Origin of the sequence: Mycobacterium sp. SMC-16 (assembly GCF_046250085.1) — a bacterium.
GTDB classification, from domain to species: Bacteria; Actinomycetota; Actinomycetes; order Mycobacteriales; family Mycobacteriaceae; genus Mycobacterium; species Mycobacterium phocaicum.
Window position 1 is genome coordinate 1,900,317 of the sequence record NZ_CP176427.1, and the last position, 23,756, is coordinate 1,924,072.

23 protein-coding genes are annotated in these 23,756 nt (G+C 67.0%); 12 read left to right on the top strand and 11 right to left on the bottom strand.

All coding sequences use genetic code 11. The annotated features are described in order from the left end of the window. Window positions 1–17 precede the first annotated feature (17 nt). The gene (locus ACJEIK_RS09160; RefSeq protein WP_409431381.1) at window positions 18–824 is read right to left on the bottom strand and encodes a helix-turn-helix domain-containing protein; all 807 of its coding nucleotides are present in this window, start codon (window positions 822–824) and stop codon (window positions 18–20) included. Window positions 825–941: 117 nt separating this feature from the next. Between ACJEIK_RS09160 and ACJEIK_RS09165 the strand changes: the two genes are divergently transcribed. From ACJEIK_RS09165 to ACJEIK_RS09195, 7 genes are all read left to right on the top strand, one after another. After that, a complete protein-coding gene (locus ACJEIK_RS09165) occupies window positions 942–1,967 on the top strand; it encodes a zinc-binding dehydrogenase (protein WP_409431382.1) in 1,026 nt (341 codons plus the stop codon). A gap of 5 nt (window positions 1,968–1,972) precedes the next feature. Further along, window positions 1,973–2,872, top strand: coding sequence for an alpha/beta fold hydrolase (locus ACJEIK_RS09170; RefSeq protein WP_409431674.1), 900 nt, complete (start codon window positions 1,973–1,975; stop codon window positions 2,870–2,872). Window positions 2,873–3,031: 159 nt separating this feature from the next. Next, a complete protein-coding gene (locus ACJEIK_RS09175) occupies window positions 3,032–4,339 on the top strand; it encodes a saccharopine dehydrogenase family protein (RefSeq protein WP_409431383.1) in 1,308 nt (435 codons plus the stop codon). Beyond that, on the top strand, window positions 4,336–5,622 hold the full coding sequence (locus ACJEIK_RS09180) for an NAD(P)/FAD-dependent oxidoreductase (protein ID WP_409431384.1): 1,287 nt from the start codon (window positions 4,336–4,338) through the stop codon (window positions 5,620–5,622). Before ACJEIK_RS09175 ends, ACJEIK_RS09180 begins: the two co-directional genes overlap by 4 nt. 32 nt (window positions 5,623–5,654) lie before the next feature. Then, entirely contained in the window at window positions 5,655–6,344 is a 690-nt protein-coding gene (locus ACJEIK_RS09185) for a transporter (RefSeq protein WP_409431385.1), read from the top strand. Window positions 6,345–6,351: 7 nt separating this feature from the next. Further along, complete coding sequence (locus tag ACJEIK_RS09190) at window positions 6,352–6,948, top strand: TetR/AcrR family transcriptional regulator (protein WP_409431386.1); 597 nt, start codon at window positions 6,352–6,354, stop codon at window positions 6,946–6,948. A gap of 2 nt (window positions 6,949–6,950) precedes the next feature. Continuing rightward, a complete protein-coding gene (locus ACJEIK_RS09195) occupies window positions 6,951–7,961 on the top strand; it encodes a TIGR03617 family F420-dependent LLM class oxidoreductase (RefSeq protein WP_409431387.1) in 1,011 nt (336 codons plus the stop codon). A gap of 55 nt (window positions 7,962–8,016) precedes the next feature. Here the strand turns inward: ACJEIK_RS09195 and ACJEIK_RS09200 are convergent, their stop codons facing one another. Genes ACJEIK_RS09200 through ACJEIK_RS09210 form a run of 3 tightly spaced genes read right to left on the bottom strand, consistent with a single transcriptional unit; the run spans window position 8,017 to window position 11,849 of the window. After that, window positions 8,017–8,475 (bottom strand): DUF5078 domain-containing protein, encoded by a 459-nt coding sequence (locus ACJEIK_RS09200; RefSeq protein WP_073696078.1) that lies wholly within the window; start codon window positions 8,473–8,475, stop codon window positions 8,017–8,019. Between the two features lie 30 nt (window positions 8,476–8,505). Beyond that, window positions 8,506–11,418 carry an RND family transporter gene (locus ACJEIK_RS09205; protein ID WP_409431388.1) on the bottom strand — a complete coding sequence of 971 codons (2,913 nt, stop codon included), beginning with the start codon at window positions 11,416–11,418 and terminating at the stop codon, window positions 8,506–8,508. After that, window positions 11,415–11,849, bottom strand: a complete 435-nt coding sequence (locus tag ACJEIK_RS09210) for an MmpS family transport accessory protein (RefSeq protein ID WP_064860213.1) — start codon at window positions 11,847–11,849, stop codon at window positions 11,415–11,417. Before ACJEIK_RS09210 ends, ACJEIK_RS09205 begins: the two co-directional genes overlap by 4 nt. Before the next feature lie 261 nt (window positions 11,850–12,110). On the opposite strand from ACJEIK_RS09210, the gene ACJEIK_RS09215 reads away from it, so the two are divergent. Beyond that, entirely contained in the window at window positions 12,111–12,455 is a 345-nt protein-coding gene (locus tag ACJEIK_RS09215) for a DUF732 domain-containing protein (RefSeq protein ID WP_138248506.1), read from the top strand. Window positions 12,456–12,479: 24 nt separating this feature from the next. On the opposite strand, the gene ACJEIK_RS09220 is transcribed toward ACJEIK_RS09215, so the two are convergent. Then, on the bottom strand, window positions 12,480–13,232 hold the full coding sequence (locus tag ACJEIK_RS09220; RefSeq protein ID WP_409431389.1) for an SDR family NAD(P)-dependent oxidoreductase: 753 nt from the start codon (window positions 13,230–13,232) through the stop codon (window positions 12,480–12,482). A 72-nt stretch (window positions 13,233–13,304) separates the two neighbouring features. Here ACJEIK_RS09220 and ACJEIK_RS09225 point away from each other — a divergent pair, with 72 nt between their 5' ends. Then, window positions 13,305–13,835 carry a hypothetical protein gene (locus ACJEIK_RS09225; protein ID WP_061002727.1) on the top strand — a complete coding sequence of 177 codons (531 nt, stop codon included), beginning with the start codon at window positions 13,305–13,307 and terminating at the stop codon, window positions 13,833–13,835. 12 nt (window positions 13,836–13,847) lie between these two features. Here the strand turns inward: ACJEIK_RS09225 and ACJEIK_RS09230 are convergent, their stop codons facing one another. Further along, window positions 13,848–14,555 carry a FadR/GntR family transcriptional regulator gene (locus ACJEIK_RS09230; protein WP_409431675.1) on the bottom strand — a complete coding sequence of 236 codons (708 nt, stop codon included), beginning with the start codon at window positions 14,553–14,555 and terminating at the stop codon, window positions 13,848–13,850. A 132-nt stretch (window positions 14,556–14,687) separates the two neighbouring features. Here ACJEIK_RS09230 and ACJEIK_RS09235 point away from each other — a divergent pair, with 132 nt between their 5' ends. Next, window positions 14,688–15,194: a gluconokinase gene (locus ACJEIK_RS09235; RefSeq protein WP_409431390.1), complete on the top strand. Its 507-nt coding sequence runs from the start codon at window positions 14,688–14,690 to the stop codon at window positions 15,192–15,194. Further along, on the top strand, window positions 15,191–16,588 hold the full coding sequence (locus ACJEIK_RS09240) for a GntP family permease (RefSeq protein ID WP_409431391.1): 1,398 nt from the start codon (window positions 15,191–15,193) through the stop codon (window positions 16,586–16,588). The genes ACJEIK_RS09235 and ACJEIK_RS09240 overlap by 4 nt, the downstream gene beginning before the upstream one ends. Before the next feature lies 1 nt (window position 16,589). Here the strand turns inward: ACJEIK_RS09240 and ACJEIK_RS09245 are convergent, their stop codons facing one another. The 3 genes from ACJEIK_RS09245 to ACJEIK_RS09255 all read right to left on the bottom strand — a co-directional run bounded on the left by ACJEIK_RS09245 (window position 16,590) and on the right by ACJEIK_RS09255 (window position 19,451). After that, window positions 16,590–17,651, bottom strand: coding sequence for an SAM-dependent methyltransferase (locus tag ACJEIK_RS09245; RefSeq protein WP_409431392.1), 1,062 nt, complete (start codon window positions 17,649–17,651; stop codon window positions 16,590–16,592). A 91-nt stretch (window positions 17,652–17,742) separates the two neighbouring features. Then, window positions 17,743–18,366: an MBL fold metallo-hydrolase gene (locus ACJEIK_RS09250; protein WP_409431393.1), complete on the bottom strand. Its 624-nt coding sequence runs from the start codon at window positions 18,364–18,366 to the stop codon at window positions 17,743–17,745. Then, a complete protein-coding gene (locus tag ACJEIK_RS09255; protein ID WP_409431394.1) occupies window positions 18,363–19,451 on the bottom strand; it encodes an S-(hydroxymethyl)mycothiol dehydrogenase in 1,089 nt (362 codons plus the stop codon). The genes ACJEIK_RS09250 and ACJEIK_RS09255 overlap by 4 nt, the downstream gene beginning before the upstream one ends. 112 nt (window positions 19,452–19,563) lie before the next feature. Between ACJEIK_RS09255 and ACJEIK_RS09260 the strand changes: the two genes are divergently transcribed. Next, window positions 19,564–20,382, top strand: a complete 819-nt coding sequence (locus ACJEIK_RS09260; RefSeq protein WP_409431395.1) for a serine hydrolase domain-containing protein — start codon at window positions 19,564–19,566, stop codon at window positions 20,380–20,382. Window positions 20,383–20,507: 125 nt separating this feature from the next. Here the strand turns inward: ACJEIK_RS09260 and ACJEIK_RS09265 are convergent, their stop codons facing one another. Both ACJEIK_RS09265 and ACJEIK_RS09270 read right to left on the bottom strand, forming a co-directional pair. Further along, window positions 20,508–22,097, bottom strand: coding sequence for an IS1182 family transposase (locus tag ACJEIK_RS09265; RefSeq protein WP_409431396.1), 1,590 nt, complete (start codon window positions 22,095–22,097; stop codon window positions 20,508–20,510). Window positions 22,098–22,160: 63 nt separating this feature from the next. Beyond that, a complete protein-coding gene (locus ACJEIK_RS09270; RefSeq protein WP_409431397.1) occupies window positions 22,161–23,579 on the bottom strand; it encodes an NCS2 family permease in 1,419 nt (472 codons plus the stop codon). Between the last annotated feature and the right edge of the window lie 177 nt (window positions 23,580–23,756).

The following is a 23,756-nucleotide window of genomic DNA, read 5'->3' on the forward strand; positions in this document are numbered from 1 at the left end:
CTTGGAGGAATGTTCCCTTACCGCCAGGCCACGGGGTCGACGTCGAGCCACGGTGCCGCGGCGACGCCCGCCGGCGTCATCCCCGCGAACAGCCGGGCGTCGCGGTGCAGGTGCGACTGGTCGGCATAGCCGCAGGCGTCGGCCACCTCGACGGGCGCGGTGCCGGTGGCGAGGCGGTGCGCGGCGTCGTCGAACCTGATCAGTTGTGCGGCGCGCTTGGGCGGCAGCCCGATCTGCGCGTTGAACCGCGACCACAGTCGCTTGCGGCTCCAGCCGAGCTCGTCGGCGACGCGCTCGATCCGGACCTGCCCATGGCTGTGTGCCATCCAGTGCCACGCCGCCGCAACCTCGGGGTCCACGGCGGGCCCGGACTCGCGGCGCCGCGCCAATTCCGTTGTGGCGATGGCGAACCGCTCATCCCACGACACTGCGGTGCGCAGCCGCTCGCACAGACGCTCGGCATCGCGGCCCCACACCGCGTCGAGCGGCAGCACGCCGGTGGGGTCGCAGGTGCCGAACACCGCGCGGGCGAGCACCGGCGACAGCCGGATCTGCAAGCAGTCGACGTTGCGGCCGACGGCGGTCACCGTGCCGGGCGTCAAGCCGACGATGCCGCCCCCGGTCCGGTGCGCACCCGAGGCGTCGATGAGCACGCCGTCGCCGAACTCGATGAACACCGTCACCGCGGGGTAGGGCACGAGCTGCAGTGCGAGCTGCGTGGGCGCCCGGCCGCGGAATCCCGCCATGGCCAGACCCGGCTGCCGGCGCGCCGGAATCGCGAGGTCCCATACGGCGGCAATGAGCCGCCGGGTACTCGCTTCCATGTCTCGATGGTAGGCGCGGCGGGGGCTTGCCGAGGGTTCTCGACACAGCGGGATCCGGACTCCGTAAGGTGACTCTGTAACACCGTTACGGAACACCGGATCAGCAGAGGTGGACAGTTGAGAACCGTATTGATCGACGCCCCCGGCAACGTCTACGTCGACACCGTGCCCGACCCGGTGCTGCCCGGGCCGGACGGCGCCGTCGTCCAGATCACCACGGCCGCCATCTGCGGATCGGACCTGCACTTCTACGAAGGCGACTACCCGTTGGCGACGCCGCTGGCGCTCGGTCACGAGGCCATCGGCACCGTGGTCGAGGCGGGTCCGGAGGTGCGCACCGTCAAAGTCGGTGACCCGGTGATGATTTCGTCGGTGGCGGGTTGCGGCCACTGCGTCGGCTGCGACACCAAGGACCCGATCACCTGCGTGTCGGGTCCGCAGATCTTCGGTTCCGGCGTGCTCGGCGGCGCGCAGGCCGAACTCCTTGCCGTGCCGTCCGCGGATTTCCAGTTGCACCGGCTGCCAAGCGATCTCAGCGCCGAGGCCGCGCTGCTGCTCACCGACAACCTCGCCACCGGCTGGGCCGCGGCGCAACGCGCCGACATCCCGCCCGGCGGCACCGTCGTCGTCCTCGGTCTGGGTGCGGTCGGCCTGTGTGCCGTGCGCTGTGCCATCGCGCAGGGCGCGGGTCAGGTGTTCGCCGTCGACCCCGTCGAGGGGCGACGCGAGATGGCAGCCCGCAGCGGCGCCACCGCGATCACGCCAGAGCAGATCGGCGCCGTCCACGAAGCGACGGGCGGCAGGGGAGCGGCCGCCGTGATCGACGCCGTCGGCAACGACACCACCATGAACGCGGCGCTGACCACCGTGCGCGCGGGCGGCACGGTGTCCGTGGTCGGCGTGCACGACCTCAACCCGTTCCCGTTCCCCGCGACGCTGTCGCTGATCCGCAGCATCACGCTGCGCATGACCACCGCGCCCGTGCAACAAACCTGGCCGGCGCTGATCCCACTGCTGCGGTCGGGTCGCCTCGGCGTGGACGGCATCTTCACGCACGCCATGTCGCTCGATGATGCGCCGAAGGCCTACGCCGCCGTTGCGGCGCGGACCGCGGACTGCATCAAGGTCACGCTGACCCCGTAGTAATGATGGCCGATCAGGAGAGCCTAGATCTCGCGCTGCCGCGCCTGCGCATGCGGGCGCTGGCGTGGGGCCCGACCGACGGGCGATTGATGTTGTGCCTGCACGGATTTCCGGACAGCGCACACAGCTGGCGCCGGGTCGCCCCGCTGCTCGCGGAGGCAGGCTACCGGGTCGTGGCGCCCTTCATGCGCGGCTACGCGCCGAGCGCGGTGCCGGCCGACGGCAACTACCATGTCGGTGCGCTGGTGTCCGACGTGCTGGATCTCTATGACGCATTGGATGGCGGGCCCGACGCTGTGCTGGTCGGGCACGACTGGGGTGCCTTCGCCGCCAATGCCGTTGCCGCGTATCCGAATTCGCCGTTCGACGCGGTGGTGTCCATGTCCGTGCCGCCGCTGGCGGCGATGAGCCGGACGCGGTTCGGCGCTGCTCGCACCGTCCGGATGAGCCTGATCCAGCTCCGGATGAGTTGGTACATCATGTACTTTCAGCTGCCCGGCCTGCCGGAGCGCACCCTGCACCGGGTCATCCCGCGACTCTGGCGTGACTGGTCGCCAGCGGGAACCGACATCGCCGAGGATGTCGCGACGACGCTCGCCGCACTGCCGACCCCTGAGCACCGGGCGGCCGCCGTCGGCTACTACCGGGCGCTGGTTCGCCCGGGCGGCATCGGTGCGCCGTATGCCGAGTTCGACCGGTATTTGCGCGAGCTGCCGTGCGCGCCGATCCTGTACCTGCACGGTACGGAGGATGGCGCGATGCAGGTCGGCTACACCGAGCAATTGCTGAACGCGTTGCCCGCCGGTTCGGCGGTCCGAATCATCGATGGGGCAGGGCATTTCCTGCAGGTCGACCGCCCGGCCGAGGTGGCCGCCGCCATTCTGGATCACGCCGGGCGCAGCTAGCCCGCGCACTCGTCAGCTGCTCGCGACCCTGACGGCAGGGTGATTTCGATGCCGATTTGCGCCGCCTGGTCAGGGTCGTGGCGTCGGTGGCGCCGGCCCGTCCGAATTTAATTACAGCGTGTCATTGACAACGTGTAATTAACGGCGCAAGCTGGTGGCATGACCACGACAAAGCGAATTGTCTTCATCGGTGCAGCCGGCGAGATGTGCCGCGTCGCCATCGAACGCTTCGCCAAAGCGGCCGGCGACGGCGGCTGGGCGCTGGAGCTCTACGACATCCGGCCCGAACTCCTGCACGACTTCGCGGCGAAGCTGCCGGCCGGCACGGCCACGGTCGGCTCGTTCGACCTGTTCGACGGCGCCGCACTGCGCAACGCGATCGACGGTGCCGACCTCGTCGTGCTCGGCGCGGGACCGTACAACCGCACCGCCAAGCCGGTGATGGCGGCCTGCATCGAGAAGAAGGTGCCGTATCTCGATCTCGACGACGACGAGGCCAGCACGCGCGCGGCACTCGCACTCGATGCCAAGGCGAAGGCGGCGGGCGTGCCGATCCTGATCTGTTGCGGCGCCTCGCCCGGATACACCAACGTGATGACGGCCGACGCCGCGCGCGACATGGATGTCGTTGAGCGCATTGACATCTGCTGGGTGACGGGCGACGAAGGGCCGGTGCCGTTCGGGCGCGCGGTGCTCGACCACGCGATCCGGGGCTTCGCCGGGCCGTGCTGGACGTGGGAAGGTGGGCGCGCCGTACAACACCAGACGTTCCTGGAGAACGACGTGTTCGACGTCGGCAACTCCCTCGGTGACGCCTACCGGTTCTACGAGTGCGCCCACCCGGAGGCGGTGACGTTGCCGCGGCGCTGGCCGGGCGCCGACCGGATTCGCGTTCTCGGCGCGCTCGACCCGCCACCCACCAACGGCATCATGCGCGGCGTCGCAGTGGCCGTGCAGGACAACAAGATCACCATGGACGAGGCCATCGACTTCGTCAACGACCTGCTGACCGACAAGACCGGCTCGCTCAAGGTGTGGCGGCACGCGTTGTCCGGGCTGTGGGGCACCATCCGGCGCGGCGAGATCGGAGCGGTCGAGGTGCTGAAGTTCATGGCGACCTCGGCGGCCAAGAAGCATCCGCCGTTCCGGGGCACCAACTATGTGCGGGTGAGCGGCAAACGCGATGGGGAGCCGGTGGTTTCGGTGCGCCGGGCGCCGGTGAGCGGGCCGGGTACGCCGTGGACCACCATGGCGTCACTCACGGGCTCGGCCACCGCGGCGTTCATGTCGGTCGCGGTCGATCAGTTGGGCGAGAAGGCGGGTGTCCTGGCGCCTGAGGACTGGGTCGACCCGGAGACCTTCTACCACGCGCTGGCCGCCACCGGTGGGGCACCACTGCACCAGGTGGTCGAGGCGGTTGTCACGCCGAGCACGGCAGTGACCTCCCGCAAGGTGGTGTCCGCATGAACCTGTTGACCGAAACCGGTTGGGCCGGTGGGCCGGTCGGCGAGCCCGCGCTCGCCGGCGAGGTGACATGCGATGTCGCAGTCGTCGGAGGCGGGGTCGGCGGCATGACCGCGGCCCTGCGCCTCGCCGAGTCCGGTGCCGATGTCGTCCTGCTGGAGGCGCAGACCTGCGGCTGGGGCGCGAGCTCGCGCAATGCCGGCTACGTCACCAACTCGATCGCCGCGGATCCGGCGCTTCTGGCGCTGCTGTTCCGCCGGGAGAAGGTCCGGGCGTTGTTCCAGTTCGCCGAATCGGCAGTGGAATTCACCCAGGACGCCATCGCGAGCCGCGGCATCGACTGCGACTTCGAGAAGGTCGGCATCGTGCAGGCCGCGGTGTCGAAGGGGCAACTGCGCAAGGCCCGCCGGAACGCGAAGATCATGGCGGAGGCGGGATCGTCGGCCGAATTCGTCGAAGGCCCCGATGCGGGATTGCCGGACGGATTCCTGGGCGGCATGCGCGAGGGCATCGGTGGGACGCTGAACCCGGGCAAGTACGTGATCGGGCTCCGCGACGCCGTCTTGAGCTCGGGGGCAAGGGTTTTCGAGAACACGCGCGTGCAGGACGTTGCCGACGGCCCGGCCGGGGTGACGGTCCAGACCGCCGGTGGCCGGGTACGCGCCAAGCAGGCTCTGCTCACCACCAACGCCTACGGCAAGGACCTCGCCGTCACGCCGCGCCGGTTGGTGTCGCCGGTGTGGACGTCGCTGGTGGAGACCGAGCCGGTCGCCCCGGAACGTCTCGACGCCATCGGCTGGACCAGTCGCGCGCCCATGGTGACGGCACACATGATCCTGGAGAGCTACCGCGTAACCCCCAGGAACACCATCGTTTTCGGCACCCGACGGCTCGAAACCACCAAGGGTGAGCTGACGGCACGGACCCCGTCGACACCTGTCGTCGACGACCTGGTGCGCGGTTTCCGGGAACGGTTCCCCGGACTGGGTGACGTTGCGCCTGGGCGGGCCTGGGGTGGCTGGATCGGCATGAGCTCCACGTGGCTGCCGGTGGCCGGAGAAGCGGCGCCCAATGTCCTGTATTCGTTGGCGTGCAACGGACATGGCTTCGCCCAGGCCCAGTACGTCGGCAGCATGCTCGCCGACAGACTCTCCGGCGCGCCCGTGCCGGACGACCTCAAGGCCATCTGGCACGACGGCCGATTCTGGCCCAGCTTCGTCAGCCGGCCGGCACTGACCCTCGGTTGGTTCGGTGACCGGGTTCTCGACCGCCTGGCCCGGATCTAGGCGCCACTGACCAGAACACAAAGGACCAGAACATGGAAATCTTCGGCGCGCTGTTCGCCCTCGCTGATCTGCTCATGATCTTCGCCGGATTCACCTACGGCTGGAAGTTCATCCGAAACCACGGCAACTACCTGCTCGGTCTCGAGTGGATCATCGTCGCGACCTCCGGGATCAACTTCCTGGTCTACGGACTGCTGCGGCTGGGCCAGGACAGTCCGAGTTTTCACGTCGCGATCTTCTTCGACGCGTTCTCCAGGTCGGTCGGGATCACGTTGATCCTGGTGCTGGGGTTGATGGCCGTGACCCACGGCTACAGGCCCTCGCGCACCGTCGACATCGGTGTCTTCGCACTGGCCGGCGTGGTCGGGCTCGGCCTGACGTTCTACGCGTTGCGGACGGCGTCGCCCGTAACGCACCACATCGGGCCGGCCGGCGCCGTGTTCCTCGTCGCGGTGAACGTCCTCACCACGATCTTCCTGATCTACTTCACGACCCGGCTGTGGCGCGTCGGGGAGCGCAAACAAGCGGTGCTCGTCGCGATCGCCACTGTCATGGGAGCCGTCATCGCGGCAACGTACGACTTCTATTCGGTGCCCGGTGACGACGCGGACCGGACCATGTTCTACACCGCGGCGTTGACCACCTGGGCGGTGCAGCTGACCGTCTACTACTACGCGTACCGCGCGATGGACAAACACAATCGAGCGGCTGTGATGAACTAGGGACACGATGAGCAGACGCCCGAAGCACGACCCCAAGGAGTCCGAACGCGAGATTCTCGTGGCGGCCGAGGAATTCCTGCGGGAGCGGCCATTTCGCGAGATGACGGTCGACGCGGTGATGAGCCGTACCGGACTCAAGAGACCGGCGTTCTATGTGCACTTCCGCGACCGTCATGACCTCGCCTTGCGCGTCGTGGAGCATCTCGGGATGGAGATCGGGGAGATGGTCGACAGGTGGCTCGTGGGAACGGATCTGGTCAACGATGCCCGGTCGGCATTCAAGGGTCTGACCGAGGTCTACTCGCAGCACGGACGCGTCCTACGGGCGCTGTCGGATGCGGCGGGCTCCGACGAGAAGGTCGAGGCCGCATACGCACAACTGATTCAGCAGTTCATCGACGCCACCGCCAAGCGCATCGCCGACGACCAGGCGGACGGAAAGATCAAGGCCGACCTCGATGCGAACGAAACCGCGCGGGCCCTGGTGTGGATGGACGAACGCTATCTGACACAGTCGTTTTCGGCTGAGCCCTACCCGGATCCCGATGTGGTCGTCGAGGTGTTGTACAACATTTGGATGGCAGCGTTATACGGACCGCGGTAGTCATGCGCGTACAACTGCAGATCGACGGAGCGCCCCAGCGGGCGGCCGACCACGCCCGCGAACTGGCCGGCCTCGGGGCCGACGGGGTGTTCACCTTCGAAGGCCCGCACGACGTCTTCCTGCCGCTGGTCGCGGCAGCCGGTGCGGCGAGCGTGGACCTGATGACCAACGTCGCGATCGCCGGGCCGCGCAGCCCACTGCATCTCGCGCATGCTGCTTACGACCTGCAGGTGTACAGCGGGGGCAGGTTCCGGCTGGGCCTGGGCTCGCAGATCAAGGTGCACATCGAAAAGCGTTACGGCGCGCAGTGGGCCAAACCCGCCGAGAAGATGGCCGAGACCGTCACCGCGATCAAGGCGATCTTCGACTGCTGGGAAGGCAAGGCGCCGTTGAATTTTCGCGGCAAGCACTTCACCCACACCCTGATGCCGCCGAACTTCAACCCCGGCCCCAATCCGTTCGGGCCGCCGGCGGTGCTCATGGGTGCGCTGGGCCCGATCATGACCCGCACCGCCGCCGAGGTCGCCGACGGGCTGCTGGTGATGCCGTTCCACAGCGCCCGGCATTTCGCCGACCGGACCCTGGTGGCAGTGGGGGAGGGACTGGCGCGCGCCGGCCGCGCGCCCGCCGATCTGCAGATGATCGCGCAGGCCATGGTGGCGGTGGGACGCACGGAAGAAGACCTGCGCGCGGCGATCACCGGCGTCGCCACGCTGATCGCGTTCTACGGTTCCACGCCGGCGTATCTGCCGGTGCTCGAGACCGAGGGCTGGGCGGACCTGCAGCCCCGACTCAACGCGATGTCGAAGGTCGGTGACTTCGCCGGCATGCGGGCGTTGATCAGCGACGACATGGTCCGGACGATCGGGATCGTCGGCACCCCGGAGGAATGCGCCGCCGAGATCGGCCGCCGCTTCGGCGCGCACGTCAACGAAATCTGTTGCTATTTCCCGGGTTACGAACAGCGAACCGAAGACGTGCGGGATCTGGTCACCGCGCTGCACGCCCAGTGATTTGTGCACGAAAATCCGCGGTCAGCGCGGAAAATCGTGCACAAATCGCTAGGGACTACGGGGCCTGGACCCAGTTCCAGACGTTCAGGTCGCCCTTGGGGTAGTTCTGGCAGACGTCGGTGGCCTTGGCGACGACGCCCTTGTTGTTGAAGAAGATCTTGGCCCAGTTGCCCCAGTGGGTGGCCACCTGCTCGTAGTAGACGTTGGTGGCGGTGTCCTCGGAGTACTGGCGGCGGCCCACCGGGTCGAGCGAGAAGAACCAGTGGATGCGGTCCTGCGCCATCTGCTGGATGTCGGCCGGCCGGTTGTGCATGTCGATCATGTAGCGCGAGTAGTAGACCGGGCTGGTGTCGCGCGCGGCGGCCAGGTACTGCTCGGCATCACACGTGGTGATGATGATCCGGTGGGGGATCGGGTAGTCGTCGGTGGCATCGGCGGCGGCCGGCCCGGCGAGAGTCGTCGCGATGGCGCCCAAGGCCGCGATCCCGATACCGGCACGCTTCAGACCACGCATGATCTCGACCATAGTCCTCACTCCTGTTTCCTAGATACCTGTGCTGTTGGAAGTCGATTGCAGTTCGCCGGACGGCTTGGGCTGCGGCCACGGCTCGGGCACCGGACGCTGACGCACCCGCTGCGGCCACCAGAACCACTTGCCCATGAGGGCGGCGATGGCCGGCGTCATCAGAGATCGGATGATCAACGTGTCGAACAACAGGCCCAGACCGATGGTTGTTCCCACCTGACCGACCACGTGCAGCTCGCTGACCGCCATGGACATCATGGTGAAGGCGAAGACCAGGCCGGCGGAGGTGACCACCGAACCGGTGCCGCCCATCGACCGGATGATGCCGGTATTTAGGCCGGCATGGATCTCTTCCTTGAACCGGGCGACGAGCAGCAGGTTGTAGTCCGCGCCGACGGCCAGCAGGATGATGACCGCCATCGCGATGACCATCCAGTGCAGGTTGAGCCCGATCAGGTGCTGCCACAACAGAACCGACAGACCGAATGACGCGCCCAGCGACAGCACCACGGTGCCGACGATGACCGCCGCGGCCACCACGGATCGCGTGATGATCAGCATGATCGCGAAAATCAGTGCGAGGGCAGAGATTCCGGCGATCAGCAGGTCGTAGTCGGCGCCCTCCTGCAGGTCCTTGAAGGTCGCCGCGGTGCCACCGAGGTAGATCTTGGAGCCCTCCAGGGGAGTGCCCTTGATGGCCTCCCTGGCGGCGTTCTTGATCGCGTCGATGTGCGAGATGCCTTCGGCGCTCATCGGTTCGCCCTCATGCGAGATGATCAGCCGCACCGCTTTGCCGTCGGGCGAGATGAAGTTCTTCATGCCGCGTTTGAATTCGGCGTTGTCGAAGACCTCGGGCGGCAGGTAGAACGAGTCGTCGTTGCGGGAGTTGTCGAACGCCTCGCCCATGGCGCTCGCGTTGTCCTGCTGCGCCTGCATCTGATCCTGCAGACCCTTCTGGGTCTGGTACATCGTCAGCATGTACTGCTTCATGTTGGTCATCGTCGAGATCATCTCGGGCATCAACGCGACCATCTGAGGCATCAGCTTGTCGAGCTTCAACATGTCCGGCATCAGGTTCTGGATGTCGTCGGTCATGGTGTCGATGCCGTCGAGGGTGTCGAAGACCGAGCGCATGGTCCAGCAGACCGGGATGTCGTAGCAGTGCGGTTCCCAGTAGAGGTAGTTGCGGATCGGCCGGAAGAAGTCGTCGAAGTCCGAGATGTGGTCGCGCAGGTCGGCCACGTCCAGGGTCATGTTGACCATCTTGGCGACCATGCTGTGCGTGGTGGCCGCCATCTGGGTGGTGATGCCCTGCATCTTCTTCATCGTGTCGATGTTGATCTGCATGTCGTTGGCCTGCTTGAGCATGTTGGCCATCGAGTCCTGGGCGTACTTCTCGTTCATCTTCTGAGAGGTGCCGCTCATGCTCATCAGGAACGGGATCGAGGTGTGCTCGATCGGCTTGCCCTCAGGGCGGGTGATGGTCTGCGACCGGGATACCCCCGGCACCTTGAAAATGGCCTTGGCGATCTTGTCGATCACCAGGAAGTCGGCGGAGTTGCGCAGATCGTGGTCGCTCTCGATGAGCATCAGCTCGGGGTTCATCCGCGCCGGCGAGAAGTGCCGGTCCGCCGCGGCATAGCCCTCGTTGGCGGGGATGTCGGCCGGCAGGTAGAGGCGGTCGTTGTAGGCCGGCTCGTAGCCAGGCAATGTGAGCAGGCCGACCAGAGACAGCGCGATGGTGCCGACGAGGATGGGGGCCGGCCAGCGGACCACGACGGCGCCGATCGTGCGCCAGCCGCGCACGCGCATCGCGCGCTTGGGCTCGAGAGTCTTGCGGAACCGGCTGGCCAGCGAGATCACGGCCGGGCCCAGCGTCAGGGCGGCGAACACCACGGTGACCATGCCGATGGCCAGGGGAACGCCGAGCGACACGAAGTAGGGCATCCGGGTGAAGTGCAGGCAGAACGTCGCGCCCGCGACGGTCAGGCCGGAGCCGAGCACGACGTGGGCGGTGCCCTCGAACATCGTGTAGTAGGCGTCTTCGCGGGACTCACCCGCGCCGCGCGCTTCCTGGTACCGGCCGATGAGGAAGATGGCGTAGTCGGTTGCCGCCGCGATGGCCAGCGTGACGAGCAGGTTGGTGGCGAACGTCGACAGACCGATGATGTCGTAAAAACCCAGCGCCGCGACGACGCCCTGTGCGGCGGACAGCTCGAGCACCACCATCAGCAACGTCAGCAGCACCGTGATGAACGACCGGTACACGAGCAGCAGGGTGATGATGATGACGCCGAAGGTGGCGGCCTCGATCAGCTTGAGGCTGCGGTCACCGGCGATGTGCTGGTCGGCCGCGAGCGCCGCGGGCCCGGTCACGTAGACCTTCAGGCCGGGCGGCGTCTTGATGCTCTTGATGATGTCCTGCGCGGCCTGAACGGATTCGTTGGCGAGCGATTCGCCCTGGTTACCGCGCAGGTAGACCTGGACGTACGAGGCCTTGCCGTCGTTGCTCTGCGAACCGGCGGCGGTCAGCGGGTCGCTCCAGAAGTCCTGGATGTGCTCGACGTGCGCCGTGTCGGCCTGGAGCTTCTTGATCATCTCGTCGTAGTAGGCGTGTGCCTCTGCGCCGAGCGGCTGATCGCCTTCCAGCACGACCATGACCGAGCTGTTCGACTTGAATTCCTGGAACACCTCGCCGATGCGCTTCGTCGCGATGACCGACGCGGCCTGGTCCGGTGACATCGAGACCGAGCGCATCTTGCCGACCTCGTCGAGCGAAGGGACGGCGCTGCCGAGGAAGACGATGACGCCGATCCAGAACAGGATGACCGGGATCGCGAAGGTGCGGATGAGGCGGGCGATCAACGGCCGATGGGGCGGCTGCTCGGCCTTCGGGAAGATGACGGTGTCTTCGTCGGTTGGATGCGTCATGCAGATTTCACCAGGCAGAAGGTCTGGGCGTGCACGCCCGTGGAGGTTCGGGTGTCTTTGAGTTCGTCGTCGACGTGGACGGTGCAGGTGATGGAGTCACCGTCGCCCTGGGCGACGATGTTGGGCGAGGCTGCCGGTGCGGTGGTGGACAGGACGAGCTTCCAGGGCAGCATCGCGTGATCGACGCGCTGCGGTTTGGCGTCCAGGTCGAGGTAGTTGATGTCGGCGTAGGCGCCGGGTTCGCCGGTGATCTCGTAGGTGACGACCTTGGGCTTGAACGGTTTGGCGTCGTCGGCGAAGTTGCGCGGGGTGACGATGACGGGGTTCTGGCCGAAGTAGGTGCGCACGCGCTGCACGGTGAAGCCGGCGACGAGGGCCACGGCGAGGATGAGCAACGGGATCCACGCCTTCTTGAGCGCATTGCCGATCACGCTGCGGACACCATGGTCGACTGCACTTGCTGCTCCCCGCTTCCCGTACCCTGACCGCGACAGATTAGGTCATTTAAGTGTTAGATTAGACCAGTTAAGTTAATCATGGGAAACCTTCGCTGTGGGTGGCTCGTATCACCGTAGCCGGTAGCGCGCAGCAGATCGAACCAAATACGCAGCAGTTCAATGGGATTGAACAGGCGGCAACGACTGTTCAGGGAGCAGGGGCAGATGGCAACCAGCACGAATAGACTCCGTCACATGAAGGCACGCACTCTGGCCGGTGTGGCCGGCTCAATCGCCGCCGCCGCCCTCGCTGTCGGGATGGCTGTCCCCGCGCAGGCCGACCCGGACACCGATTTCGCCAACCAGCTGCACACCTACGGGATCTACGGCCCCAAGGACTACAACGCCTGGATCGGCAAGATCACCTGCCAGCGGCTCGACAACAACGTCGACCACAGCGCCACCGACTCGGCGGCGTTCCTGAAGAAGAACCTGCCGCGCAACAGCAGCTCGGAGCAGCAGGTGTACCAGTTCCTCAACGCCGCGTTCGACACGTACTGCCCGGAGAAGCACGACCTGCTGGTCGCGCTCGCCCACTAGTCGTCAGGCAGGGCCCGGCCTGGATCAGGCCGGGCCCTTGCCGTTGTCGACGCGGTACACCGAGCCGTGGATCGCGGCGGCGTCGTCGCTGGCCAGGAACGCGATGACGTTCGCGACGTCGCGTGGCTCCATGAAGCCGCGCGGCGCGGCGATCCGCATGATCAGGTCCCAGTCGGCATTCTCGGGCGCCGCGAACTCGGTGACCTGCGCGGTCAGCATGCCGCCCGGGCACACCGCGTTGACCCGGAGCTTTTCCTTGGTGTACTCGACGGCCAGTGCGCGCGTCAGCCCGATCAGTCCGTGCTTGGCGGCGCAGTAGCCCGCCGAGTAGATCTCGCCCTCGACGCCCGCGATCGAGGAGACGTTGACGATGTTGCCGCCGTTCTCCAGCAGCTGCGGCAGCGCCGCCCGGGTCAGGTGGAACGGGCCGTTCAGATTCACCGCGAGGTCGCGGTCCCAGTCGTCGTCGGTCATCGACAGGGTGTGCCGCATGACGTGGAATCCCGCGACGTTCACCAGCACGTCCAGCCGCCCGAATTTCGCGATGCAGTCCGCGACCGCCTGCCGGCAGGCGTCGGCCGTACTGATGTCCACCGCGGCGAACGCGCCGCCGGGCTCGTCGCCGTAGGCGTCGGCGAAAACCGTCGCCATCCGCTCGGCGTCCCGGGCGATTCCGAAGACCGATGCGCCGCGTTCGGCGAAAACCTTGACCGTGGCCGCGCCCAGGCCGGCAGAGGCCCCGGTGATCAACGCAACCTTCCCGCTGAGTGAACTCATACGGTGACTTTCTCACGCCGTGGCCAAGTCGTTTGCGATACTCGGGCGGTGAAAATGAAACGTGTTCTCGCTATGGTTTCGAGTCTTGGCTTCGTCGCAGCGGGCGCACTCTTCGGGACGGCAGCGCCGGCGCAGGCCGACGACATCCGGCTGCCCGAAGGCATCTACACCTACATCCAAGAGGGCACACCGATGAGCGTGTGGACCATCTGGCCCGTCTGTGCCCCGACCGTCGGCGATCTACGCAACAACCTGGAACTGCCGGTCGGTTGCCTCGTGCACGTCGGCTCCGACCAGTACGGCGGAACGCTGGGCGGCGACGCCCGCCAGACCGGTGGTGAGGGACATTGGATGTTCACCCAGACCGACCTCCAGGGTTTCACGTGCCCCGACGGATCCAAGGCGAAGCTCGTCGAGACCTACGAGTGGGAAGACACCAACTGGACCGGTACCCGGACCACCACCAACAACGAGCAGTGCGGCGTGCAGGCGGCGATGACGAAGAAGTCGTTCCGGCTGGAATTCCAGAAGCCGCTGCCGATTCCGGTGCAGCAGTTCCCGCTGTTCTGTGACCCCAACGACGGCCTGAAGCGCTGCCGCTAGCGGCAGGCCCCGTCAGTCCGAACCGGAGTCTTCGGCGACCGCGGCGGCGGACTCGTCGATGATGGCGCGCATCGCGCGTTCGGCGCCGGCGGCATCGCGCAGGCGCACGGCGCGCGCGACCTCGTCGTGCAGCGCGATGGCGGCCGGATTGGGCGAGTCGGGCATCATGCCGTGATGGGTGCGTCCGGCCAGGATCTCGGACACCACGGAATTCAGCGCACGGAACATCTCGTTGCCGCTGGCCTCCAGCAGGGTCTGGTGAAAGACCTTGTCCGCCTGCAGATAGGCCGCCAGGTCACCGTCACGGCCGTGCACCGCCATGTCCGACGCGGCGGCGGCCATGATGCGGCACTGGTGGGGGTTGGCGCGCTCGGCGGCCAAGGCGGCCGCCGCGGGTTCGAATCCGCGGCGCAACTCCGACAACGACACCAGCTGCGCGGCCCGGTCGCTGGACTCGAGGCGCCAGCGAATCAGCCTGGGATCGAAGACATTCCAGTTGACCGCAGGCTGAATGGTGATGCCGACCCGGCGGCGCGAGGCGACCATGCCCATCGACTCGAGGACCCGGATGGCCTCCCGCGCGACGCTGCGGGACACGCCGTGTTCGGCGCTCACGCCTTCGAGGGTGATCACCTCACCGGGCGCGTACGTCCCCGAGACCACGGCGGTCCCCAGCGCGCTCAGGACGTTGTCGTGCAGCGCGCTGACGTTTGAGGGCATAACCACGCATAACATCGTGTCATAAGTCGTCTCATCTGGCTTAAAACGGATGATTTCGATTCGGGTCTTGAAATAGTCTGACTTTTGAGCCACGCTGTGTGAGTCAAACCACAGCAAGGGCAGGTGCAGCAGATGCCATCACCGATCGTCGTCATGGGCGTTTCCGGATCCGGCAAGTCCACCGTGGGCGCGGCGCTGGCGCAACGGCTCCGCGTGCCGTTCGCGGACGCCGATGACTTCCATCCCGCCGCCAACATCGCGAAGATGGCGGCCGGTCACCCCTTGAACGATGACGACCGCCGGCCCTGGCTGGAGACCATCGGGCTGTGGCTGGGCGAGCACTGCGGCGACGGCGGCGTGATGAGCTGTTCGGCCCTCAAGTACCAGTACCGCGTGCAGCTGCGCAGCCACTGCCCGGGCACCCGGTTCCTGCACCTGTTCGGCACACCCGAGGTCATCGGCGCCCGGCAGGCCAGCCGGCCCGGCCACTTCATGCCGGCGTCGCTGCTCGCCTCGCAGTTCGAAACCCTGGAACCCCTGCGCCCCGATGAGGCGGGCACCGTCATCGACGTCGGGCAGAGCATCGATTCGATTGTCGACGAATACATTTCGCGTACCGGCGGGGAGAACCTCCGATGAACACCACCGTCACCTTCCTGGCCGACGCGCCCAAACTCATCGAGCCGGTCTCTTCGGCCACGCAGCTGATCCTGGCCTTCATCGTCGGCATCGGCGTCATCGTCGTGCTCATCACGCTGGTCAAGCTGCACCCGTTCCTGTCGCTGATCTTCGGCGGCCTGACGGTGGGGCTGACGGCCGGCGAGAACCTCACCGCCGTCCTCAAATCGTTCTCCGACGGGTTCGGCGCGACGGCGGCCGGCGTGGGCATCCTGATCGCCCTCGGCGCGATGTTCGCCAAACTGCTCGCCGATTCCGGCGGTGCCGACGAGATCGTCGACACCATCGTCGGTGCCGCCTCGCCCCGCGCGCTGCCGTGGGCGATGGCACTGGTCGGCGCGATCATCGGGCTGCCGATGTTCTTCGAGATCGGGCTCGTGCTCCTGATGCCCGTCATCTATCTGGTGGCCCGGCGCTCGCAGCAGTCGCTCATCACCATCGGCATCCCGGCGCTGGCGGGACTGTCGGCCATGCACGGTTTCGTGCCGCCGCATCCCGGTCCGCTGACCGCGGTCGGGCTGCTCAACGCGGACCTCGGGGTCACGCTCGGGCTCGGCGTGCTCGTCGCGGTCCCGACGATCGTCGTCGCGGGCCCGCTGTTCGGCCGTCTCGCCGGCAAGTGGGTCGTCGTCGCCGCGCCGGACACCTTCGACACCGACCCGGAAGCCCTTCGCGCACAAGGCAAACGGCCGCGCTTCAGCGTCACACTGTTCTCGGTGTTGCTGCCCGTCGCACTCATGCTGGGCAAGGCCCTCGTCGACATCTTCATCGACGACAAGACGCAGTGGTTCCGCCGGATCTTCGACGCCGTGGGCACCCCGCTGGTGGCACTGCTCATCGCCGTCGTGGTCGGCACCGTCACGCTCGGCCGCGGCGCCGGGATGGACCGCACCGCGATCACCAAGTGCATCGAGTCGAGCCTGCCCCCGGTCGCGGGCATCTTCCTGATCGTCGCCGCCGGCGGCGGATTCAAGCAGGTGCTGGTCGACACCGGCATCGGCACCATGCTGGCGCGCTGGGCCGAAGGCGTGCACATCTCGGTGCTCGTGTTGGCCTGGGTGCTCGCGGTCCTGATCCGGCTGGCCACCGGGTCGGCCACCGTCGCCACCATCACGGCGTCGTCGCTGATTCTCGGCCTGGTCGACGGGATGGGCTCCGGCGAGCTGTCCTTGGTGGTGCTGGCTGTCGGCGCCGGCTCGCTGTTCTTCTCGCACGTCAACGACGCGGGCTTCTGGTTGGTCAAGGAGTACTTCACGCTGAGCGTCGGCCAGACCATCAAGACATGGTCGATCATGGAGACCGTGCTCTCGGTGTCCGGTCTGGCCATGGTTCTGATCCTGGATGTGTTCGTCTAACTCAGCGCTGCTGTTTCTCAACGACGATGTGCGCCACCGGAATCGGCATCGGTTCTGGTGCCGCCACCAGTAGCTCGATCAGCGCTGCCTCCAGGGCGTCGGCGAGCCGACATCGGCGCGCCGCGTCCGCCGGGTCCAACGCCTCCAGCAGGCTGTCGAACACCGCCGCCCTGGTGAAGCCGACCCAACTCTTGGCGAAAGCCGTTGCGTCACGGTCTTTCTGGTATTGCTGCCAGAAGCGGTCCGGTTCGTCGGCGACCACCAGATGGGTGATCCGCAGCCGCTCGAAGCGGCCCGAAGGGGCGAACGGTGATCGGAAGTCGGCTTCACTGCGGCCCACGATCGGCAGGCGCATGCGGCGCAGTTCCTCGGCGGTGACGAGCCGTTGGTCCTGCAGGTCGGTGAGCGCACGCATCAGCCCGTCGAAAAGCGGCTCGAGGCCGAGCCGCCCGTCGTCGTGCTGGCCCATCGTCATGACCACGAGGCGACCGCCGGGACTCAACTCGCGGCCGCGGAACGCGATGAACTCGTGCCAGTCGTGCGCGGCCTGCCTGGCGTACGCGGCGCGCACCTGGGCGTCGGCGCTGTAGGACGGCTGGATGTGATCGGGAATCTCCGACGGCATACGGCTGAGCCAGTGGATGGCCCACGCCGACCAGCCCAGGTGCACACCTTCCGACGGCAGAATCTGGCCGAGGTATGACCGCCCCACCGCCGATGCGAACGTGGCCCGATCGGTGCGTAGGTAGCTGAACGGGTCGTCGCGCAAGGTGCGGAACAACGCGCTGAAATCGTTGTCGGGGATGTCGGTGTGCGTCACCGCGATGGGGTGCTCGGGCCGGACGCGTTTGCGCAGGGCGGCGATGCCCGCGCCGATGGGGAGCAGCCCGTTGTGAGCGTTGCCCGAGCCGTACTCGGCGATCACCACCGGCCGAGGCGACGCCGGGAGCGGCACCTCGGCCGCGGCCTGTTCGAAAAGCTTTGTGGCCGTGCGGAGTCCGACGGTCTGCAGGCGCGAGCTCCCGATCGGGTCGGGCTGCACCACCACGCTGGACTCGGGCATGTCTCACGGTAGCGCCGCGAGCTGTGTGGCGCTCTCTGAATCAGTGCCCGGTGCGCGATCGGCGGCTCAGCTGCCGTGTTCGATTGGCAGCTCAGCTGCCGCGGGCCACCCAGTCGTCGTAGTTGACGAGCTCGCCGCCGATCGTGGTGGTGTCACCGTGGCCGGTGTAGACGACGGTGTCGCCGGGCAGCTTGCCGAGCTTCTCGGAAATCGACGCCAGGATGGTCGGGAAGTCCGAGTACGAGCGGCCGGTCGCGCCGGGGCCGCCGTGGAACAGGGTGTCGCCGGAGATCACCGCAGTGAGCTCGGGGATGTGCCAGCACACCGAGCCGGGGGAATGGCCGGGCGTATGAATGGCTTTGATCTCCAGGCCGCCGACGGTGAGCACCTGGTCGTCGCCGACGGTGTGAAAAGCGCTGTCCGGGTGGACATCCCGCCACAGCATCTCGTCGGCCGGATGCAGCAGTACCGGTGCGTCGAGGGCCGCGGACAATTCAGGAGCGACCGTGATGTGGTCGTTGTGACCGTGGGTGCAGACCACCGCGACGACGTTGCGGCCGTTCACCGCCTCGATGATGGGCGCCGCGGTGTGGGCGGCGTCGAACACGATGACGTCCTTGTCGTCACCGACGAGCCAGATGTTGTTGTCGACGTCCCAGGTGCCGCCGTCGAGGCTGAAGGTGCCGCTGGTGACGACCCGCTCGATGTTGCTCACTTGAGGACCACCACCGAGCGCAGGACTTCGCCGCTGTGCATTTTGTGGAAGGCGTCTTCGATCTGGTCGAGTCCGATGCGTTCGGTGACGAACTTCTCCAGTGGCAGGCGGCCTTGGAGGTAGAGGCTGATGAGGGTGGGGAAGTCGCGTTCGGGCAGGCAGTCGCCGTACCAGGATGATTTGAGGGATCCGCCGTGGGAGAAGAAGTCGATGAGCGGCATCTCGAGGGTCATGTCGGGTGTCGGAACGCCTACGAGGACAACGGTTCCGGCGAGGTCGCGGGCGTAGAACGCCTGCTTCCAGGTTTCGGGGCGGCCGACGGCGTCGATGACGACGTCGGCGCCGAAACCGTCGGTCAAATCCTGGATGGTCTCGACGGGGTCGAGGTCGCGGGCGTTGATGGTGTGGGTGGCGCCGAAGTCGCGGGCCCAGTGCAGCTTCTGGTTGTCGGTGTCGACGGCGATGATGCGTTTGGCGCCGACGAGGGCGGCGCCGGCGATCGCGGCGTCACCGACACCGCCGCAGCCGATGACCGCGACGGTGTCATCACGGGTGACGCCGCCGGTGTTGATGGCGGCGCCGATACCGGCCATGACGCCGCAGCCGAGCAGGCCGGCGACGGCGGGGTCGGCTTCGGAATCGACCTTGGTGCACTGGCGTTCGTGTACGAGGGTTTTGTCGGCGAAGGCGCCGATGCCCAGGGCGGGGGTCAGTTCGGTGCCGTCGGTGAGGGTCATCTTCTGGGTGGCGTTGAAGGTGTCGAAGCACAGGTGCGGGCGGCCGCGTTTGCAGGCGCGGCATTCACCGCAGACGGCGCGCCAGTTGAGGATGACGAAGTCGCCGACCGCGACGTGGGTGACGCCGTCGCCGATGGCTTCGACGGTGCCGGCGGCTTCGTGGCCGAGCAGGAACGGATACTCGTCGTTGATGCCGCCGTCGCGGTAGGTGAGGTCGGTATGGCACACGCCGCACGCGATGATGTCCACGATGACCTCACCGGGTCCGGGATCGGGGATGACGATGTCGACGAGCTCGATGGGCTGCTTCTTGGCCCGGGAAATCACACCACGCACTGTCTGACTCATGGCTATAACCTAATGCCTCCGGGAAGAGTTGGAATGGTGTCCATACAAATGTCTGGTTAATCGGTCCCGGCCTGTGCCCATCGGCGCCGCGATATGTGACAGGGTCGTGGGCGTGACCGCTCTCGAGCTGCTGGATTCCTGGCCGGTACCGAACGCTGCGGCCGCGGTGGTGTCACCTGCCGGTGTGCTCGCCACGCACGGACCCGTCGACCGCGCGTTCCGGCTCGCATCGGTGACCAAGCCCCTGGTGGCGCGCGCCGCACAGATCGCGATCGAAGAGGGCGTCGTCGAGCTGGACACCCCGGCCGGCCCGCCCGGGTCGACGGTGCGCCACCTGCTTGCGCACACGTCGGGTCTGGCGATGCAGACGCCCGACGCCATCGCGGCGCCCGGCACGCGGCGCATCTACTCCAATGTCGGGTTCGCCGTGCTGGCCCAGGTGCTGCAGCACGAGTCCGGCATCGAGTTCGCGCAGTACCTGCGCGAAGCGGTGTTCGAGCCGTTGGGGATGAGCGATTCCGATCTGCCGGGCGCGGCCGAAACCGCCGGCTACGGCGCCTGGTCCACGGTGACCGACCTCGCCGCGTTCGCCGGTGATCTGTTGCGTCCGGTTCTGGTGTCGACACCCATGCACGCCGACGCGATCTCGGTGCATTTCCCGGGCCTCGACGGCGTGCTGCCGGGATTCGGATCGCAGCGCCCCAACGACTGGGGCCTGGGTTTCGAGATTCGGGACGGCAAGCACTCGCACTGGACGGCCGCGGCCAACTCGGGCCGGACGTTCGGGCATTTCGGCCAGTCGGGGACGTTCCTCTGGGTCGACCCGGAGGCGGACCTGGCACTGGTCGTGCTGACGGACCGCGATTTCGGGGACTGGACGCACGCCGTGTGGCCGGAAGTGTCCGCTGCCGTCGTGCGCGAGTTCGCCTAGGAGGCTGCTGAATAAGGGCGTGTTGCAGGTTGGCTGGAACGGTGGGCCGGTTAGGGATCGGCGGCGCTTTGGGTTTGATGCGTTGACCGGTCTTGCTGGTGGTGGGTGAGGACTGTTCGTGCTGTTCAGGGCAGTGCCCAGGCGCCGTTGTCGATGGTCAGGCCCATTGCGAGCAGTCGTCGTAGGTTCAATCCTGCGGCGCGGTGATGTAGCCACGCATTGTTTTTGGCGATGCCGCGGTAGGGCACTCGCCGGTTGCGGCGGGTGAGCCAGGCGATGGTGCGTTCAACCATGGGACGATGCCGTCGGTAGGTGGCCTGGAATTCGGCGGTGGTCGCTCGTTGGCGGTGTGCGCGCTGGAGCAGATCATGTTGGTGCAGCTCGATGGTGCGACCGTTCTTGGCGGTGGTGCACCGCGCTCGCAGCGCACAATCGCTGCACGCGATCCCGAAAACGGCCTTGCGGCTCTTGGTGATTCGCTTGCTCACCCCGGCCGGGCAGGTCAGCGTCCCAGCGACCGGATCGTGTGTGAAGTCTTCGATGGTGAACCCACCGGCGACGGCGGGTTTGACCGGCCATGGTTTGAGCAGCGGCGTCCACTGCCTGCCCTCGAGTGTGTGCAGCATGTCGCCGGTGGCGTACGCGGAATCACCCAATACCTCGATGGCCTGGCCCGCGGCGACCGTGGGATCGGCCACCACGAGTTCGGCCCCTACGTTCGCGTCGGAGTTCTCGCTCCCGCTGGGTTTGGTCAGCCGCACGGTCGTGGTCAGACCGGTGTCCGGCTCGACCACCACGTGGGCTTTGAACCCGTCCTGGCGGCGGTGCCGGGTCTTGTGCGCATGCCGGGAATCGGGATCCACGGTCGAGATGATCCGGTCCGGCGCGGTGCGCTGCGCGATCTGCCACCGTCCGTCGGTGCCGTCGGAATCCTCGGCCGGCTCGACGTCTTGACCGGCGACCAGGGCCAGCAGCGCGACCGCTTCGGCGGGTTTGCCGCCCTGCTTCTCGATGGCCTCGACATCCAGGACCGCCAGTAGTGCCAGAGCGTCGTTGACCAGCGCGGTGACCAACTCCTCACGTGCACCGTGGTCGTCCCAGGCGATCGGCGGCTTGCCGGTGGTTGTGTAGTCCTGCCCGGTCAACGCGGCAAGGCGTGTGCAATGAAGCGCGACAAGGGCTTTGGCATCGGGAACGTCTCGGCCGACCCGCCGGATCGCGGCGATCAACTGGGTCACCGTGTCTTGGCGGGCGACTGCGTCGTCAAGGATCGTCGAATCCAGTGCCCGCCGCTGTTTGCCCTCCAACGCCCCGGTCGCGGTGATCACGTCGCGGACCGCGTCGAAGATCCGTTGCGGGGCATCGCTGGCCGCCAGTCGACGCCGCCAGTACGTCAGCGTCGTGGGGTGAAATCCCGGCGCGTCGATCGCATATCCACACGCCGCTTTCCACCGCAGATCGAACGTGACCGCCTCGGCGGCCTCACGATCGGATAATCCGTGCAGGGTTTGCAGCACGATCACCGACGCAGCCACCTCCGGCGGGATCGACGGGCGGCCGCGGCCCGTGGGAAACAGATCAGCGAACATCTGGGCCGGGAATAACCGGACCCGATGCTCAGCCAGAAAGGCGAACACCGACCCTTGCGGAAGTAGGTGCCCCGCTACCGATTCCACATCCAGCAGATCCCGTTGACGATCAGCCTCACCCTGCACCCACCAAGGATCCCAGAAACAGCCGATCACGCCGCGAAGCCACGCGGAATATTCAGCAGCCTCCTAGCGGACGACCCCGATCATGCTGTCGATCCAGCCGCGGGCGAAGAACAGCAGGAACCCGGCGGCGACGACCCACAGCAGCGGGCTGATCTCCTTGATGCGGCCCGACGCCGCGCGCAGGACGGCCCAGGCGATGAAGCCGACGCCGATGCCGTTGGCGATCGAGTAGGACAGCGGCATCACGGCCACGGTCAGCACCACCGGCAGGGCCACCGAGAAGTCGGAGAAGTCGATCTCGCGGAGCACCGAGACCATCAGGGTGCCGACGATCACCAGCGCGGCGGCCGCGACCTCGGTGGGCACGATCTCCGTCAGCGGCGTCAAGAACATTGCGGCCAGGAACAATCCACCGGTCACCAGGCTGGCGAGACCGGTTCGGGCGCCTTCGCCGATGCCGGTGCCCGATTCGACGAACACCGTGTTGGACGATGCCGACACGGCGCCGCCGACCACGGCGCCGGTGCCCTCGATCACCAGCGCGGACTGCAGGCGCGGGAAGTTGCCGTGTTCGTCGGCCAGGCCGGCCTGCCGGGACAGGCCCGTCATGGTGCCCATGGCGTCGAAGAAGTTGGTGAACAGCAGCGTGAACACCAGCATGAGTGCGGCGATCGCGCCGATCCGGCCGAAGCTGCCGAAGTCCACGTGCCCGATCAGGGACAGGTTGGGCACCGCGAACGGCGAACCGGACAGCGTCGGGACGGACAGGCTCCAGCCGCCCGGCTTCTCTGTCGCCGAGCCGAGGTGCCAGATCGCCTCGATGATGGCCGCCAGCGCGGTCCCCGAGATGAGACCGATGAGGATGCCGCCGCGCACCTTGCGGGCCACCAGGACACCCGAGGTCAGCAGGGTGAACACGAAGACCAAGGTGGGGATCGCGCGGACCGAGCCGGTGCCACCGGCGCCCAGACCCAGCGGCGGCGACGGATGGCCCGTCGACGCGACGAACCCGGCGTTGACCAACCCGATGAACATGATGAACAGGCCGATGCCGGCGGTGATGGCCAGTTTCAGCGGCATGGGCACGGCGTCGAAGATCATGCGGCGCAGGCCGGTGACGGCCATCGCGACGATGATGAAACCTTCTATGACCACCAGGCCCATGGCTTCCGGCCAGGTCAGGACGCCCACCACGGAGCTGGCGAGGAACGAGTTGATGCCGAGCCCCGCCGCAAACGCGAAGGGGAGACGGGCGACGACGCCGAACAGGATCGTCATGGCGCCGGCCGCCAGGGATGTCACCGCGGAGACCTGGCCGAAGGGGAGCTTGTGCCCGGCGATGTCTGCCGTGCTCGACAGGATGATGGGGTTCAGCACGATGATGTACGCCATCGCGATGAAGGTCACCGCGCCGCCGCGCAGTTCAGCGGCGACGGTCGAGCCGCGTGCGGAGATCTCGAAGAACCGGTCCAGGGCAGTCACCGTTAGAAGATAGATGGCGAGCCGACGCTCCGCGTGAGTGTTGGGTGGTGTTCGAGAATCGCGGGAGACGTCGAACACGAGCCGACGCTCGATGCCGATTCTGTGGCCGTCCTGAGAGATTGCGCGACAGACTAGCGCAACAGGGGTCTCACGCGGCACAATAGACACGCACTAAAC

What these genes read in the sequence shown, in the direction of transcription:
- ACJEIK_RS09170 (WP_409431674.1), top strand. Translation starts at nt 1,973, where the DNA reads ATGGCCGATCAGGAGAGCCTAGATCTCGCGCTGCCGCGCCTGCGCATG.
- ACJEIK_RS09190 (WP_409431386.1), top strand. Translation starts at nt 6,352, where the DNA reads ATGAGCAGACGCCCGAAGCACGACCCCAAGGAGTCCGAACGCGAGATT.
- ACJEIK_RS09205 (WP_409431388.1), bottom strand. Translation starts at nt 11,418, where the DNA reads ATGACGCATCCAACCGACGAAGACACCGTCATCTTCCCGAAGGCCGAG.
- ACJEIK_RS09240 (WP_409431391.1), top strand. Translation starts at nt 15,191, where the DNA reads ATGAACACCACCGTCACCTTCCTGGCCGACGCGCCCAAACTCATCGAG.
- ACJEIK_RS09220 (WP_409431389.1), bottom strand. Translation starts at nt 13,232, where the DNA reads ATGAGTTCACTCAGCGGGAAGGTTGCGTTGATCACCGGGGCCTCTGCC.
- ACJEIK_RS09195 (WP_409431387.1), top strand. Translation starts at nt 6,951, where the DNA reads ATGCGCGTACAACTGCAGATCGACGGAGCGCCCCAGCGGGCGGCCGAC.
- ACJEIK_RS09185 (WP_409431385.1), top strand. Translation starts at nt 5,655, where the DNA reads ATGGAAATCTTCGGCGCGCTGTTCGCCCTCGCTGATCTGCTCATGATC.
- ACJEIK_RS09215 (WP_138248506.1), top strand. Translation starts at nt 12,111, where the DNA reads ATGAAGGCACGCACTCTGGCCGGTGTGGCCGGCTCAATCGCCGCCGCC.
- ACJEIK_RS09175 (WP_409431383.1), top strand. Translation starts at nt 3,032, where the DNA reads ATGACCACGACAAAGCGAATTGTCTTCATCGGTGCAGCCGGCGAGATG.
- ACJEIK_RS09255 (WP_409431394.1), bottom strand. Translation starts at nt 19,451, where the DNA reads ATGAGTCAGACAGTGCGTGGTGTGATTTCCCGGGCCAAGAAGCAGCCC.
- ACJEIK_RS09245 (WP_409431392.1), bottom strand. Translation starts at nt 17,651, where the DNA reads ATGCCCGAGTCCAGCGTGGTGGTGCAGCCCGACCCGATCGGGAGCTCG.
- ACJEIK_RS09230 (WP_409431675.1), bottom strand. Translation starts at nt 14,555, where the DNA reads ATGCCCTCAAACGTCAGCGCGCTGCACGACAACGTCCTGAGCGCGCTG.
- ACJEIK_RS09180 (WP_409431384.1), top strand. Translation starts at nt 4,336, where the DNA reads ATGAACCTGTTGACCGAAACCGGTTGGGCCGGTGGGCCGGTCGGCGAG.
- ACJEIK_RS09160 (WP_409431381.1), bottom strand. Translation starts at nt 824, where the DNA reads ATGGAAGCGAGTACCCGGCGGCTCATTGCCGCCGTATGGGACCTCGCG.
- ACJEIK_RS09235 (WP_409431390.1), top strand. Translation starts at nt 14,688, where the DNA reads ATGCCATCACCGATCGTCGTCATGGGCGTTTCCGGATCCGGCAAGTCC.
- ACJEIK_RS09225 (WP_061002727.1), top strand. Translation starts at nt 13,305, where the DNA reads ATGGTTTCGAGTCTTGGCTTCGTCGCAGCGGGCGCACTCTTCGGGACG.
- ACJEIK_RS09200 (WP_073696078.1), bottom strand. Translation starts at nt 8,475, where the DNA reads ATGCGTGGTCTGAAGCGTGCCGGTATCGGGATCGCGGCCTTGGGCGCC.